Origin of the sequence: Aquimarina litoralis (assembly GCF_039523995.1) — a bacterium.
Classification (GTDB): domain Bacteria; phylum Bacteroidota; class Bacteroidia; order Flavobacteriales; family Flavobacteriaceae; genus Aquimarina; species Aquimarina litoralis.
Map to the genome: position 1 here is coordinate 1,780,742 of NZ_BAAAGE010000001.1, position 16,305 is coordinate 1,797,046.

Below are 16,305 nucleotides of genomic sequence, written 5' to 3' on the forward strand. Positions count from 1 at the left end.
AGAGATGGAGAAAATCTAAAAGCTTCTCGTAACTCCTATTCTCATTTTTTTAATAATGTCTTCAAAGTAAAGAATAGTTAAAATGATCTTTTCGGTATCTGCATAGGGAACCAGTTCTTCTATAGATGTTTGGAAAACGTTGACAGCTTCTTCTGCGGTTTCTGTACTTTTTTTAAGTGATTTTATATGACCAGAATCTTCTTTGATCCCTAAATCCGCTAATCTAACATCCGGTTCGTTCGTTAACGATAAAAAAGGAAGAACGGTTACGATTTCTTTTATTCTATCTTGATACAGCTTAATAAGCTCTCCTTTTTTTAGATTTTCAAGATCGCTTATGGTGTGAAATTTAGTGATTTGATGTTTTTTCTGAAAAAAAATGGCTTCATCTTTTTTCTGGCCATGTGTGTTTTGGATGAATAGAAAAAAGATGAAACCTATTAAAATATTTGATTTAAGCATAATGTAAATGATCGTATTTATTCAAGTATCAGATTTGGGGCGCTGATTAGGGTACAAAAAAGGTATAAATGGTATGTGATTTATTGCATTACCATATAATTGTTCATAGCTTTTTTTAATTGGAATTTTGGTGCGGTTTTACTATTTGGATCTTCAAATAACTTGTCAACGCTTACGAAGTCTTTAGTAAATCTATTGTATTTCAAAATATTTAATACACCAGTGTTCGGTTTATAGCTTACTTCTACACCTTCTCCGTGGATATTAAAGAAGCTATTGTCCATTTTGAAAGCTCTTTCTAATACAGCTAAGGAAGTATATGATTCATCAAACTTTACTACGTTTGAAAATCCTGATATTTTAGAGTTGTGTAAATATACTAATGCTGAATTTGTTGCTGATATTGCAGAAGCTGTATGGATATAGTTCGAATTATCAGAAAGATTCACAAATGTCGAATTAGTGATAGCTACATCAGATACCGCATTTGGCTTAAGAAAGCCTTGATCTTTGTTATAACCATCAATCTCTATTGCATAAGATCCTTTAGGGCTATTAATATACGGATGTCTAATTGCCATTAGATGATCTAAATCTCCTTTAAAACCTTCAGAAATTTGGAAGTCGTCATCTTCTGCTTTGTAAGAAAGTACATTGGTGATATTATTTTGCCCTCCAGAAAAACTGAAAGAATCCTGACCGGAGTAGCTTACCATGATGTGATCAACTATAGATGCTTGCCCTATACCATAAAGGGATAAGCCATTATTATTTTCCGATCCCATTGATTTGTTTCCTGGGAATTCTATTCTAACATATTTTAAAACTGTAGTTTGCTCTTCATGTTTATTTCCACCATACACAGCATATTGTGGGTTGATTTTACCTTGGATTACTGAATTTCCAGAAACAGAATTAACTTTACCAGATCCAGCAATAATAATACCACCCCAGTCTCCACTAGCTCTAGACTTGGAAGCTTTATTGGATGTAAATACAATTGGGTAAGCCTCAGAGCCTACTGCTATAAGTTTTGATCCCTTCGTAATAATAAGTTTACCAGGATTTTCGTGATCTCCTCTTATGACTGTTCCTTCTTGTATACTCAAAATAGCGTTCGCAGTAACATAGACATCACCAGATAAAAGGTATACAGAACTATTGCTTAAGTGTGTATCTTCTGTAATGATATTAGGTATTATTTCGTCTGCTTCTGGGTATTCTGTAGAATTTGGTGTAAAGTTAGCCCAACCTTTAATCCATTTACCATCATTGGTATTAAAATCTTGAGCTGTGGTATTAAAAAATAAGAAAGAACATAAAATAGATGTAATTAAAGCGCATCTTAGTTTCATAAAAGTTTTATTTTGGGGTTATCGATTTAGAAGAAAATTCTTTCTTCTTTATTAGCGAGACTAAATTAAAACACTTTTTGAAAAGTTGGTTACGTGTTTACCGTAATATTTGTACGTTCATCGTTATTTTTATGTATTTTATGAAAATATTAGGAGTAATTTTCTTACTTTTTTAAATTCAAATAATTGATAATCAGTTATTTGTGATTTTTTGTTTTTTTTTGAATAAAAATTTGAGGAAATAAGTTTTTTAAAAAATTATTTTTTGTAATAAATTTCATTTTTTTAAATAAATATCTGATTAGTAAGTATTTATTGGTGTTTTTGAAATTTATATAAAAATTGATTTTTTGGGGAATTTTGAAATGATTTATGGTTTGCAGGACAATAAAAAATCTCAAACAAATATTATTTGTCGATTATTTTGTGGTTTTTGTCGATGTTTTTTACGGTTAAATGTTTCCGTCTTTACCTAATCGCATTTTTTTGATCATTTCTTCGAAGTATAAAATTGACCAAATGATTTTATCTGTATCTGAATATGGCACTAACTCTTTAATAGTGTTAGTAGTATATTCAAATGCTCTATCGGCTATTTCATTATTTTTCTCTACGACTTTTAAATTATCGGAATCTTCTTTTATTCCTATGTCGCTTAAGCTTGTTCCTGGTCGGTTAGATAATGATAGGTAAGGTAGTACTACAAATATTTCTCTAGTTCGTTCTAAATACAATTCTATTAACTCTCCTTTGTTTAGGTCTTGTAGCTCATCGATTGTATGGAATCTAGTAATTAACTTACTGTTGTCAAATAAAACTCCTTTTCTTCTTGCTTGAGCGTTTAGAGAGCTTATTAATACTAGAAATACTGCTATTGTTAGGATTGTTTTTTTCATTTTTGTTGGTTTTAAATGCTGTAGTGTTATTGAACTACCATGTAATTATTTAATGAGTTTTTTAGTGAAAAATCAGGGTTTGTTTTGTCCAAGGGAGCACTAAAAATCTCTTCAGGTTGCTTAAATGATTTGGTAAATCTATTGTATTTCAATAAGTTAAAAGTGCTATTTTCAATATCATTATGTGTGATTACGCCCTCTTTGTGTACATTAAAAAAACTGTTATCTAATTTGAAAGCAGTTTCTATCATGCCAAGCGTAGAAAATGTGTTATCTAATTGTACGACATCTGAAAAACCTGATATGCTCGAATTGTTTATGTATAATTCGCCAAGATTATTTATGGATATTGCTGCTCTGGTGTGGGTGTAATTACTTTCATCTACAAGACTAATTAAAGTTGCTCCAGTTATGTCTATACTTGATAATATTTTGGTATTATCAAAACCTATTTTTTTGTTGTATCCGTCGACCTCGATTGCATAAGAACCATTATTGCTTGTTATGTATGGATGTTTAACAGCAACTATGTTAATAAGCTCTCCTCGATATCCTTGAGTAAAGTCAAAATCGTCATCATTAGCTTTGTAAGAGATTAGATTTTTGGAGGTAGAAGCTCCTCCATGCCATTCAAAAGAATCATCCGCAGAATAACTAACCATTATATTTTCAACTATAGATGTGTTGCCTAGGGCATATAGTGATAGCCCATTGGTGGATTTACCTGCATATTCTATTCTTACGTAACGTAAAATTGTTGTTTCTTCATCAATATTATTTCCTCCAAAAATAGTGTATAGTGGATTGAATTTTCCTTTTATGATTCCTTCTCCTTCAATAGTATTTGCTTTTCCAGAGCCTATGATTGTGATTCCACCCCAATCTCCACTTTTTCTGGAGTTGCTTGATTTGTTAGAAGTAAATACTATAGGGGCTGATTTGGTTCCATCGGCTATTAGTTTAGATCCTCTGGAGATAATAAGGTTTGTGGTTTGATCTGTATCAGCTTTAATTAAGGTTCCTTCCTCAATTGTTAAAGTGGCATCATTGGTTACATAAACATTTCCGGAAATAAAATAAATAATATCACTTCTTAAATAAGTGTCTCTATCTATAATATTAGGCAGTTGTTCTTCGTAATCAGCGTAGTTTGTTTTATTAGGAGAAAAATTTGTCCAATATTTCATCCATTTTACATTATTTGTATTGAAATTATTTTGAGAAAATCCGGAAACCGAAATTGCAATAAATAAAAATAAACTTAGTAAATCTCTTGTTTTCATAACGCTATCTTTTAAGTTCTACTTTCATTAAACTGTTAGTGATGATTTGTTTTTTATAAATCGTATTTTATAAATAAGTGATATCGTTTAGTTCGAATTTATCAGAGAAAGATTACAAGAAAAATGATTTATTAACACTTTTTAGGATATTTTCTGATGTAAGAGAAGTGGTTTTTATCTTTGTTTTTCAGTGAGTTATGTGTTTTAGGGTGTTTTGTTTAAAGAGAAGTGATATGGTTTTGAAAACTTAGGGTCGATATAAAATATGTTTCAAGTCTTAATTTTTGGATTAAGGATGAAATGTTCATTTGAGAAAGTTTGAATCAAAAAAAAGCAGCCTTTTTTAGGCTGCTTATGTAAAAATATTCCTTATTTCTTAAAAATTCCCATTGACTCCAATTCGAATTTTTTTAATCATTTCTTCGTAATAAAGTATAGACCATATTATTTTTTCAGTATCTGCATACGGAACAAACTCTGTAATCAGATTGCTTGTACTCTCAAAAGCTTCTGTTGTAGTTTCATGATGCTTCTTTAAAAGTTTAAGATTGTCAGAGTTTTCTTTGATTCCAATATCAGATAAACTTACGTTTGCTTCGTTTGACAATGCGATATAAGGTAATACAGTGATAACTTCGTTAACTCTTTCTATATAAAGTTTTACGAGTTCTCCTTTTTTCAGTCCTTCTAGCTGATCAATAGTGTGAAACTTTTTTATGAGTGTTCTTTGGTCAAATAAAATATTGCTTTTGGTCTGAGCAAAACTTAAGGTAGTTATAAACAAGGTGAAAAATAGGATGGAAATCGATTTCATTATAAGAGTATTAGTTAATTATGGTAAATTTAAAAATTTACTGCATAACTGTATAACTATCACGGGATTGTTTTAAAGTAAATTTAGGATTTTTTTTGTCCAAAGGATTTTCAAAAAGATCTGCTGCACTTTTAAACTGAGTCGTGAACATATTATATTTTAATAGTTTTTGAACATCTGTTGTTCCTGCTAGACGTGAAACAACATTCTGATCATGAACATTAAAGATACTGTTTTCTAAAGAAAAAGATTGTTGCAAGTTGCTATAAGATGTATAAGAATTATCAAATTTCACAACATTGGCAAAACCTGATATTCTAGAATCTGAAAAATTTAATTGCGCTAAATTTTTAGAAGAGATAGCGGCCGATGTATGCTGGTAATTACTGTTGTCTGATAGATTAATAAGTGTTGCTTCTTTTATTCTTACGATAGATAGCTGTTTAGCAGTGAGTCCGGATTTTTTATCATATCCGTCAATTTCAATTGCGTAAGAACCGCTTATGTCCGAAATATATGGATGTCTTATAGCAACAATGTTATACAATTCGCCTCTATATCCCAAAGTAAAATCATAATCATCATCTTTAGCTTTATAAGAAACCAAATTATTTATATCTAGTGTTCCTCCGAAGAATTCAAACGAATCATCAGCAGAATGACTGATCATGATGTTGTTTAATATTGATTTTTTACCAACAGCGTATAATGAAAGACCATTTAATTCTTTAGATTGGTTGATTTTTTTTCCTGCATATTCGATCCTGATGTAGGTCATGATCGCAGTCATTTCATCATCATCATTACCGCCATACAATGAATATTGAGGTAAAAAGTTTCCTTCTAATATACCCGATGGTGCAGGTGAATTTATCGTAGCCGAACCAGCAATAATGATTCCTCCCCAGTCTCCACTTTTTCTAGCTTTAGGGGGGTTGTCTGAAGTGAAAACGATTGGTTGACCTTTTAAACCTCTGGCGATCAATCTAGATCCACTAGTTACAACCAAACTGGTTGGAGTTTCTGTATCACATCGTAAAATAGTGCCTTCTTGTATGGTTAATGTTGCTCCATTGATCACATAAACATTTCCTGAAAGCAGATAAGTGAATTCATTAGAAAGGTAAGTATCCTCATCTATAATATTCGGAATATCACGATCAGCTTCAGGGTATGCTTCGTGATTAGGGTCAAAATTTGTCCATCCTTTCATCCAGCTCATCGAACTATCATTCATCGCATTTTGGGAATATGATAATGATGAAAGGAATAAAAGAAATACAATGGGGAAAATTGCTAGTTTCATAATTTATACGTGGGGATTGTTTTAATGTAAAATTATAACTATTAGTATTAGTTAGTTGAAATATAACTTTACTAAATAGTTAATCTAAGTGTTAAAAAAATATTGTTTAGTTTACAATGAATTGACTAAAAAAATAAAATGTAACGGTGACGGGTGTTATTGGTGAAGTTCTAATAAGACGTTTTTTTTAAAGGTTTATAAATGAAATATTCCAATTATAACCTTTACTTCTTTTTGTGTATCCCAGTACTAAAGTACTAAGAAATAAACGTAAAAAAAATTAATTATTGTATAAGCTACCATCTCTAATTAATTTTTGAACAAAACGAAATACAGTAATGTCTTGATTAAGAAAATCATAAAAAACCTTAACAACTATTAATTATTATAGATCTAATTTTTTGTGCCTGTTGTGTCTTTTTTCTTTTTTTTGCCTAAAAAACCTCCTAAAATATCTTTTGCAGCATCTTTTAATTTATCTTCTGGTTTATCCGAAGTGGAAGAAGTAGAATCTTTTTTCTTAGAACCGCCAAGCAAATCTGTTAGTACTTTGGAACCTTCTCCAATAATTTTGTCTTTTGCCTTGTCTTTTTGTTTGTCTATAATCTGTTGGGAAAGTTGTTTTACTGCTTGACCAGTATTAAGATTGATTTTTGGATTAGAAAAGTTTCCTGATATTCCAATCGGAAGTGCAACCTTCATTTCATTAGTTTCTTGGGCGCTTAATTGTGAGATCAGTCCACCAACTTCATTACCAAGGTATTTTGCAGGTACATCTAAAGATACATTATAATTCATATTCATGTCAAAACTATGACTTCCTCCAGCTGTAATTTTAATGCCTTCTATATCAAAATCGAAAGGTTTTACGTTTATTTTACCGTCGTCAAAATTTAGCGATGTCTTGATATCTTTTAGGTTTAGTTTGTTGAGGTCTAAAAAGTTTAATTGGTTATCTAAATTAGATAAGAGAGGTGTTTGAGAAGTATTTACTTTCGCATTTAGGATCTCAGCTAACGCATTTCCTTTTAACGAATTCAATACGGGTGTAAGATCGTTATTAAGATTTCCATTAAGTTTTATTTGCGTAGTCAATGCTCCTGTAAGTGCTTTGGCAATTGGAGCTAATCCTTGCAATAGTTCTAAGCTTGCAAAAGATTTAGCAATATTGATTTTGCTTAAATCCAAGTTCATTCCAAAATTTGGAGTATCTGTTTTAGTAGATACTTGCCCATTAAACGCAAGACCTCCGTCGAACAGATTGGATGTTACATTCTGTAAATAGGCTGTCTCGTCATTTATTTTTACACTTCCTTTAGTGTTTTTTAATTCAAGATTGTCATATAGTACCTTCTTCGCGTCAAAATTTAAGGTTGCATCTATAAATGAAGGTATTTTCAGGGCGTCTTCAGTCGGATTTTGTTTAGTTTCTTGTTCAGTTGTTTCTGCTTCCGCAACCATAAAATCATTTACTGCGAATACCTCTGAACTAACATCGAAATTTCCTTTCAGGTTTTGCTTTGAAAATAAAAACCCCATTAAATTTTGTATCGTACCTGCTGCAGCAAGATCAGACTTGCCGGTAGTAACATTCATTTTTTCTAATGTAATTTTTTCTGGTTGAAAGTTGACATTAGCGTTTGCTATTTTTATTTCACTGGGTAATTCAGCAGAAGCATAGGTGAATTTATCTAAACTAATAGTTCCAGAACTTTTAACATTTTGATATTGCTCCTTTTCTAAAGATTCCATATCAAAATTAGTATTTACATTAGCTTTTAGTATTCCGTTTAGTTGTTGTTCTAACTCCATTGGATACGCCTTGTCAAGGTTAGCAAGGTTTAGAGTTCCTTTTACAGCCATATCCACAATCATATTGGAAGTGATATTTTTTAGACTACCATTAGCAGCAAAAGTATCTTGGTCTATTCGGAAAGTAAGATTGTTTATGTTAACATACATGTCATCAGCTAAACCAGTGTCATTTTTTATTTGAGTGTCAATAGTGATATTTTGAACACTTTTTGGGAGATCTGGGTATTTGAAAGAAGCATTGTTGGAAGCAATTTTAATATCCATTTTAGGGATATAAGTATCATCGGATTTTCCTTTGATCATTCCATGGATTGAAAACTCTCCCGTTGTTAGTACACCATCTAAGTTCTTTGCGTATGCTTCAGGAATAACAGCAAGAAAGTTTTTAAAATCTGATGTTGGAGTGCTGAAACTAATATCAACATCTGTATACTTTTCAAAAAGTTGCACAAACCCTTTGAACTCAAGAGGTAGCTGATTTACCAAAGCCTTATTCTCTTTAAATGCAAATCGCTGGTTTTCCAGATCCAGTTCTAGTGCTGCTTCTAATTGTAGGGCGTTTTTGTTTAGATAATTCGTGTCATCTAAGCTAAAAGATACTTTAGAACTTGATTTAGTGTCTAAGATAATCTTGTCTCCCGAAAGAGATCCGTCACCGCTATGATTAATATCCGTCATGCGTAAAGCAATTTTGCTTACATCATTTTGATACAAAAGCTTACTGTTATTGATTTCATAATGATCTAATTCAAATGTAAAAGAGCTGCTTTCTTCTTCTTGAGTGGGTTCTGCTTTTTCTGAAGACTTTACAATATCGAAGTTTGAATTTTCTAAAGAATCTGTTTTAACGGCAATATTAGCCTCGTCTATAATAAATTTTTGCACACTTATTGGGTCCGATGCTCCTTTGAATAATTCTTTGATTGACATATCCAAAGATATTTTTTTGGCATATGCAAGTGTGTCTCCTTCAAAAGGAGCAAAGTTAATAATTGAAAGTTCTTCAATAATGACAGAAGCTTTAGGGAAACTTCTGATTAAACTAATATCAACATCGGCAAAATCAACTTTGGCATTAACATGTTCGTTGGCTAAGTAGCGAATTTTATCTTTGATGGTTCCTCCAAATAATAAAGGAATTGATATAATTGCTATTACTAGGACCAATATGATAATACCGAATATTTTGAGGACCTTTTTTACCATTGTTATTGCTTTTTACGTAAAGTAACGATTTAATCGTGTATAATGTTGCGGCTGTTGAGTTAACTATTTGTTAGATTTTAATATTCCAAGTTTAATTCCTCACCTGGTTTTAACTGAAATCTTTTTCGAAGACCAAACACAGTAAGGTATAAAAATGGGGTGTCTATAGTAGCTACAATGACTTTAAATAAGAAACCGCTCATAACAAAAGGGATAAAATTATCCCAAGAAAATACTCCATTAAGACACAACAAAGAAATAATAGTTACACTGTCTATAAGTTGAGAAAGGAAGGTAGAAAAATTATTTCTTATCCAAAGGTGTTTTCCTTTAGTCATTTGCTTCCAAAAATGAAAAATCCTGATGTCTATATATTGTGCAAAAAGATATGCTGTCATAGATGCAAATACAGAGATCAAACTTTTACCAAAAACTAAATTAAAAGTGTCATTATCTACCTGAATATTTGGGTCGGTTCCAGGATCAATGTAAGCATCTACGGAGGCAGCACCATAAATTATCAAAAGAGAAAAAACAGATGCAAAAATACCAGCAGTAACCATGAGATTGGCTTTTTTCTTTCCATAGATCTCACTCACAATATCAGTAATTAGAAAGGTTAATGGATATGGTATAAGTCCAACGCTTATGGTAAAGGTGTAAATTCCGAAAAAATCCCATTGAAAAAATTTCTGAAAAATGAGATTACAAACAACCAATGATGATATAAATAGCGCTCCAAGAATAAGGTAAATTCGGTAGGCTGTTGCTTTGTCTTTTGGATTTAAAGAAGTTGAATTCAAAATAAAAAATAGTTCATAATACTTCGCACAAAAATAAGGTGAAGTGGTTTTGTTTTCCTTAATTTGCTCTTAAAAATACGGAGTTCCGATTAGATTATAAAAAACCCAGCTTGAAAACACAGCATCGCATACATATTTCTTTAGGAAGTAATATAGGTAATAGGTTAGATCACCTTCAGAAAGCAGTGAATGCTATTTATCATGAATTAGGGGATGTAACTAAAATATCTAGTGTCTATCAAACACCAGCATGGGGTTTTAGTAGTGATGATTTTTATAATGCCTGTATCTTAATAACAACTTTTTATAGTACCTCGGAGGTTTTGAGTAAGCTTCTGGAAATAGAAACTTCATTGGGTAGAAATAGAAGTGATTCGGCAGGGTATGAAGCAAGAACTATTGATTTGGATATTATTTTTTCTTCTGAGGGAACAAGTGATACGCAAAGATTGCGAGTTCCGCATCCTTTTATGCAAGATCGTAAGTTTGTTTTAAAACCACTCGAAGAGATTGCAAAAGAAGCAATGCATCCTTTTATGAATGTAACAGTAGGTGAGTTGTTGGAGAACACCTCCGATGAATCTGTAGTCGAATTAGTAGAAGAACAAATTGTAAATCCAAAAGAAAAGTATTTGCTGTCTAATATTCAGTATCTTACTGTTGAAGGGAATATTGGAGCTGGAAAAACAAGTCTAGCTCATATGATCTCCAAAGAGTTTAATGCAAAATTAGTTTTAGAACGTTTTGCAGATAATCCATTTTTGCCAAAATTCTATGAGGATATGGAGCGTTATGCTTTTCCCCTGGAAATGTCCTTTTTAGCCGATAGGTATCAGCGTCTTCAGGATGATATTGGTCAATTAGATTTGTTTAAGGATTTTGTTGTGAGTGATTATGATGTGTTTAAGTCTTTGATTTTTGCTCAGGTCACATTACAGGAAGATGAGTATAAATTGTACAAAAAGGTTTTTGATATTATGTACAGGGATTTGCCAAAACCAGGACTGTATGTTTATTTGTATCAAAATACTGAACGTCTTTTAGAAAATATTAAAAAAAGAGGAAGGGATTATGAACAAAAAATTCCAGCAGAGTATTTAAATAAGATCAACCAGGGATATTTGCGGTTTATTAAAGCTCAGCCAGATTTAAATGTTAGGATCATAGATATTTCTGAAAAAGATTTTATTAAAAACCGATCAGATTATATTTGGGTTCTGGAATCTATTTTGCAGCATTAACTTTTTTGAAGGTCCTCGGCAATCTTTTGAACTTCATCTAATACACGCAGAAGATTACCACTCCATAATTTTTCTATTTGCTCTTCGGTATATCCTCTTTTTACTAATTCTAAAGTTACATTAAAGGTTTCGGAGGCATCGCTCCAACCTTCAATTCCACCACCACCATCAAAATCTGAACTGATACCCACATGATCAATTCCTATTTTTTCTACCATATAATCAATATGGTTTACAAAATCCTCAACATCCACAGCAGGTGGTAAGTCTTTCATTTTTTTAACTTTTGCTCGGCGGATTGCGGCCATTTTACCCAAAAAATCATAATACGTTTCTTTTTCTTCAGTACTTAGCTTCATTACCTCTTCTCGTTCCAACCACGTGACACCCATAGAATCTGCTATTTGTTTTCCTATCTCAACTTCTTTTACAACTCTCTTTTCAAACTTTTCTGTGTTTAGATAAGAAGTAAAAGCTACTGTTTGTACCACACCACCATTATCTTTTAGCCATTGTAATTGTTCATCGTCTAGATTTCTGCTGTGATCACATAAAGCTCTTGCCGAAGAATGAGAAGCAATAATTGGAGCTTTAGAAAGCTTAATCATTTGGCGCATCGACTCTTTTGAAGGGTGAGAAACATCGATCATCATTCCCCATTTATTCATTTCTTTGATTACTTCTTTTCCTAAGTCGCTAAGTCCATTATGTAACCAAATATCATTTGCTTCTCCTGTATTAGAATCACAAAGTTGACTATGACCATTATGAGATAGTGACATATAGCGAGCACCAAGATCATAGAATTTTTTTACATTGCTGATATCATTTCCGATAGGGTACCCATTTTCGATACCGATCATAGCAACTTTTTTACCGGATTTATGAATGTTTCGAACTTCAGAAGAATTTTTGGCTAGTGCTATCTGATCCGGAGCAATCGTATCTACTAAACGATGTATAGCGTCAAATTTCGACATAGCAATTTTATGAGCTTTTTTAAACCCATCAGCGTTCAATGAATCTTGACCCGTATACACGATAAACCAAGCAACATCTAAACCTCCCTTTTCCATTTTGGGTAAAGTTATTTGAGAATTAAGATCCTGCGTGTAGTTGATAGAGTCAGTAAAATTTTTAATATTAATATCACAGTGGGTGTCCAATGTTATTACATTCTTGTGGATTTCCTTTGCTTTGGTAACTATTTGGGATGCAGTCATAGGTTCCTCATTCTTGGATTCTGATTTAGTTGCCTTTTCATTGCAACTTAGTATTACAAGAAATAGAACAAGCGTGATCGTGATATTTTTCATTTTGTAATGGTTACATAGAGTTAGTTAGCATTAAACTTACAAAACAAATCCCATAATACAACACCTGCACTTACAGAAATGTTTAAAGAATGCTTAGTACCATACTGAGGTATTTCGATAACAGTATCACTTAGGCTTACAATATCTTGTTGTACTCCTTTTACTTCATTACCAAATATGATTGCATATGTTTTATTTGGTTTGGGATTAAATTCATTAAGCATTACTGCATTTTCTGCTTGCTCGATAGATAATATTTGTATCTGTTGCTGTTGTAGTTCTTGGACAAGTTCCAAGGTGCTTTCCTTGTATTCCCAATCTACAGTATCAGTAGCGCCCAAAGCAGTTTTTTGAATGTCTTTATGTGGAGGAGTGGCTGTGATCCCACACAGATATATTTTTTCAATTAGAAAAGCATCCGCAGTTCTGAAAACAGATCCAATATTATTAAGACTCCTGATATTATCTAAAATTATAATTAGAGGCGTTTTTCTTGCTTCTTTGAACTCTGAAACCGTTTTACGGTCTAATTCGCTATTTTTTAGTTTTCGGTTTTTTTCCATTGCAGCAAAAATAGGATTAATTAAGAATTTCCCTAGATGTACCTTTTTAGGGAAATATGATTGTGAATAAAAATGAATAACTCCTGTAGGCTTCTCTTCAAAAAAAAATGGAGATTACCTACTTTAGCCGTTACACAAAATCATATCCCTTTGGCAGCAAAAAAAGCAAAGAAAGAAAAAAAAGTAACTCCTTTAATGAAGCAGTATAATGCAATTAAGGCGAAATATCCTGATGCGTTATTACTATTTAGAGTAGGTGATTTTTATGAAACATTTGGAGGCGATGCTATAAAAACAGCGGCAATATTGAATATTGTATTGACAAAAAGAGGAAATGGAAGTGAACATGAAACAGCACTAGCAGGATTTCCTCACCATTCTTTGAATACGTATTTGCCTAAACTTGTAAAAGCCGGAGAAAGGGTAGCAATTTGTGATCAATTAGAGGATCCAAAGCAAACCAAAACTATAGTAAAAAGAGGAGTTACAGAACTTGTTACACCAGGTGTGGCTCTAAATGATGAGGTGTTGCAAAGTAAAACCAATAACTTTTTATGTGCTTTACACTATGGAAAAAAAGAATTGGGAATTGCCTTTTTAGACGTCTCCACTGGAGAATTTTTAACCGCGCAAGGTGATATAGCACAAATGGATAAATTACTACGTAATTTTAATCCAAGCGAAGTTTTAATTCCAAAACCAAAAAAACAATCTTTTCAAAGTGATTTTGGAAGTGATTTCCATACTTTTTTTCTTGAAGATTGGGTGTTTAAGACAGATTATGCCAATGAAACCTTGCAAACACATTTTGGAACGACATCTCTTAAAGGGTTTGGTGTAGATCATTTACAAGAAGGAGTTATTGCGGCGGGTGTGATTCTTCATTATCTAGGCGAAACACAACATCATAAACTACAACATATAACTTCTATTCAGAGAATTGCAGAGGATGAATATATCTGGATGGATCGTTTTACAATTCGTAATTTAGAATTGTACAATCCTAATGCTGTTAATGCGGTTACCCTTATCGATGTGATTGATAAGACTATTTCTCCAATGGGAGGGCGAACCTTAAAAAGATGGTTAGCACTGCCACTTAAGAATATTGCAAACATTCATAAACGTCATGAAGTTGTTCAGTATTTTTTGGATAATGGAGATTTACTTCAGAAAATTCAGCATCAGATTAAACAAATTGGTGATATAGAACGCTTAATTTCCAAAGTTGCTACGGGTAAAGTAAATCCTAGAGAAATAATTCAATTAAAAAATTCATTGGAAGCTATTGTTCCAATAAAAGCGCAGGCAACTAATAGTAAGAATGATGCTTTAAAAGTTATTGGTGATACGCTGCATGATTGCGAATTGCTAAGAAACAAGATCAAAGAAACTCTGAATGAAGAGGCTCCTGTAAATATATTAAAAGGGAATACCATAGCAGATGGTTATTTAGATGAATTAGATGAACTTAGATCCATTGCTTTTTCCGGAAAGGATTATCTAGATAAAATGCTAGAAAGAGAAACCGAGGCTACAGGTATTACCTCTCTTAAAATTGCATCTAATAACGTTTTTGGGTATTATATAGAAGTACGAAACACACATAAAGATAAAGTTCCAGAGAATTGGATTCGAAAACAGACATTGGTTAGTGCAGAACGATATATCACCGAAGAATTAAAGGAATATGAAGCTAAAATTCTAGGTGCTGAAGAAAAAATTCTATTGTTAGAGCAACAATTATTTGGTGACTTAATTGTATGGATGAATGAATACATCAAGCCCGTACAATTAAATGCCAGTTTGATAGGGCAATTAGATTGCTTGTGTTCCTATGCACAATTAGCAAATGAAAATTCTTATACTCGTCCAACAATAGATGATTCGCATGTTCTTGAGATTAAAAATGGTCGTCATCCTGTAATCGAAAAACAATTACCACCTGGAGAACAGTATATCGCTAATGATGTTTCTTTAAATAGGGAAGATCAACAAATGATTATGATTACTGGTCCTAATATGAGTGGTAAATCTGCTATTTTAAGACAAACTGCATTGATTGTTTTGTTAGCTCAAATGGGAAGTTTTGTTCCAGCAGATGAAGCTAAAATTGGAGTGGTGGATAAGATATTTACTAGAGTAGGAGCTAGTGATAATATTTCTATGGGAGAGTCTACGTTTATGGTGGAAATGAATGAAACAGCAAATATTCTGAATAATATATCAGATAGAAGTTTAGTGTTGTTAGACGAAATTGGACGCGGGACTAGTACGTATGATGGGATTTCTATTGCCTGGGCAATTAGCGAATTTCTTCATGAACATCCTGCAAAACCTAAAACATTATTTGCTACTCATTATCACGAGTTAAATGAAATGTGTGATACGTTCCATCGAATTAAAAATTATAATGTTGCTGTTAAGGAGTTGAAAGATAATGTTCTTTTTCTTAGAAAGCTGGTTCCGGGTGGGAGCGAACATAGTTTTGGAATCCATGTAGCAAAAATGGCAGGAATGCCACAGCAGGTATTACACAGGGCAAATAAAATGCTTAAAAAACTCGAAAAATCTCATAGTAGTGAAGAACTTACTGATAAGATAAAAGGGATTCAGGAAGAAGATGAATTGCAATTGAGTTTTTTCAATTTAGATGATCCATTATTAGAAGAAATTAAAGAGGAAATCGTAAATATTGATATAGATACCCTTACTCCAGTAGAAGCTTTGATGAAATTGAATGAGATTAAACGTATGTTAACCAGGAAGAAAGCTTCTCAGGTGTAAAGTTTTTTATTCTTTTTTTAAAAAAGGCTTTGGTATTATAAGAAATGTTTTAAATTTGCATCCGCAATAACGAATTGCGAAGTTCTTATAAAAACTGCGAAAGTAGCTCAGGGGTAGAGCATCACCTTGCCAAGGTGAGGGTCGCGGGTTCAAATCCCGTCTTTCGCTCTGAGAAAACATATATCACGCTCGGGTGGTGGAATTGGTAGACACGTTGGACTTAAAATCCAATGAACATTAGTTCGTACGGGTTCAAGTCCCGTCCCGAGTACTTAAGAAAGCCTCTTGATTAATTCAAGAGGTTTCTTTGTTTTTAGACGTTTTTTTATGTAATACTTTTACAACGTTTTCCATCGAAAATAAAACATGGAAAACTTTTCCTCTTCATTAATTATCACATTTGGGAGTTTTTCTTTTTTCAAGATTTTAAGTAGATTTTTCGTAATTAATAAAACTAT

General features: G+C 32.4%; 12 protein-coding genes and 2 tRNA genes. 4 read left to right on the forward strand and 10 right to left on the reverse strand.

Annotated features, from left to right (window positions below):
- Nucleotides 1-15: 15 nt before the first annotated feature.
- The 8 genes from ABD077_RS07180 to ABD077_RS07215 all read right to left on the reverse strand — a co-directional run bounded on the left by ABD077_RS07180 (nt 16) and on the right by ABD077_RS07215 (nt 9,940).
- Nucleotides 16-462: a hypothetical protein gene (locus tag ABD077_RS07180; protein WP_299603391.1), complete on the reverse strand. Its 447-nt coding sequence runs from the start codon at nt 460-462 to the stop codon at nt 16-18.
- An 80-nt stretch (nt 463-542) separates the two neighbouring features.
- Nucleotides 543-1,817, reverse strand: coding sequence for a hypothetical protein (locus ABD077_RS07185; RefSeq protein ID WP_343911657.1), 1,275 nt, complete (start codon nt 1,815-1,817; stop codon nt 543-545).
- 452 nt (nt 1,818-2,269) lie between these two features.
- Entirely contained in the window at nt 2,270-2,713 is a 444-nt protein-coding gene (locus ABD077_RS07190; protein ID WP_343911658.1) for a hypothetical protein, read from the reverse strand.
- Nucleotides 2,714-2,739: 26 nt separating this feature from the next.
- Nucleotides 2,740-3,996: a hypothetical protein gene (locus ABD077_RS07195; protein WP_343911659.1), complete on the reverse strand. Its 1,257-nt coding sequence runs from the start codon at nt 3,994-3,996 to the stop codon at nt 2,740-2,742.
- A gap of 376 nt (nt 3,997-4,372) precedes the next feature.
- Nucleotides 4,373-4,810, reverse strand: coding sequence for a hypothetical protein (locus ABD077_RS07200; protein WP_343911660.1), 438 nt, complete (start codon nt 4,808-4,810; stop codon nt 4,373-4,375).
- Between the two features lie 37 nt (nt 4,811-4,847).
- On the reverse strand, nt 4,848-6,116 hold the full coding sequence (locus tag ABD077_RS07205) for a hypothetical protein (protein ID WP_343911661.1): 1,269 nt from the start codon (nt 6,114-6,116) through the stop codon (nt 4,848-4,850).
- Nucleotides 6,117-6,509: 393 nt separating this feature from the next.
- Entirely contained in the window at nt 6,510-9,137 is a 2,628-nt protein-coding gene (locus ABD077_RS07210; protein WP_343911662.1) for an AsmA-like C-terminal region-containing protein, read from the reverse strand.
- Between the two features lie 77 nt (nt 9,138-9,214).
- Complete coding sequence (locus ABD077_RS07215; protein ID WP_343911663.1) at nt 9,215-9,940, reverse strand: queuosine precursor transporter; 726 nt, start codon at nt 9,938-9,940, stop codon at nt 9,215-9,217.
- 110 nt (nt 9,941-10,050) lie between these two features.
- Between ABD077_RS07215 and folK the strand changes: the two genes are divergently transcribed.
- Nucleotides 10,051-11,181, forward strand: a complete 1,131-nt coding sequence (gene folK, locus ABD077_RS07220) for a 2-amino-4-hydroxy-6-hydroxymethyldihydropteridine diphosphokinase (protein WP_343911664.1) — start codon at nt 10,051-10,053, stop codon at nt 11,179-11,181.
- Here the strand turns inward: folK and ABD077_RS07225 are convergent.
- Both ABD077_RS07225 and ABD077_RS07230 read right to left on the reverse strand, forming a co-directional pair.
- Nucleotides 11,178-12,497: a dipeptidase gene (locus ABD077_RS07225; RefSeq protein WP_343911665.1), complete on the reverse strand. Its 1,320-nt coding sequence runs from the start codon at nt 12,495-12,497 to the stop codon at nt 11,178-11,180. The genes folK and ABD077_RS07225 overlap by 4 nt on opposite strands.
- 20 nt (nt 12,498-12,517) lie before the next feature.
- A complete protein-coding gene (locus tag ABD077_RS07230; protein ID WP_343911666.1) occupies nt 12,518-13,060 on the reverse strand; it encodes a TrmH family RNA methyltransferase in 543 nt (180 codons plus the stop codon).
- A 195-nt stretch (nt 13,061-13,255) separates the two neighbouring features.
- Here ABD077_RS07230 and mutS point away from each other — a divergent pair, with 195 nt between their 5' ends.
- The 3 genes from mutS (at nt 13,256) to ABD077_RS07245 (ending at nt 16,118) form a co-directional block, all read left to right on the forward strand.
- Nucleotides 13,256-15,847: a DNA mismatch repair protein MutS gene (mutS, locus tag ABD077_RS07235; RefSeq protein ID WP_343911973.1), complete on the forward strand. Its 2,592-nt coding sequence runs from the start codon at nt 13,256-13,258 to the stop codon at nt 15,845-15,847.
- A gap of 96 nt (nt 15,848-15,943) precedes the next feature.
- Nucleotides 15,944-16,015, forward strand: a tRNA-Gly gene (locus ABD077_RS07240).
- 19 nt (nt 16,016-16,034) lie between these two features.
- Nucleotides 16,035-16,118 (forward strand) — tRNA-Leu (locus ABD077_RS07245).
- The last annotated feature ends 187 nt before the right edge of the window (nt 16,119-16,305 follow it).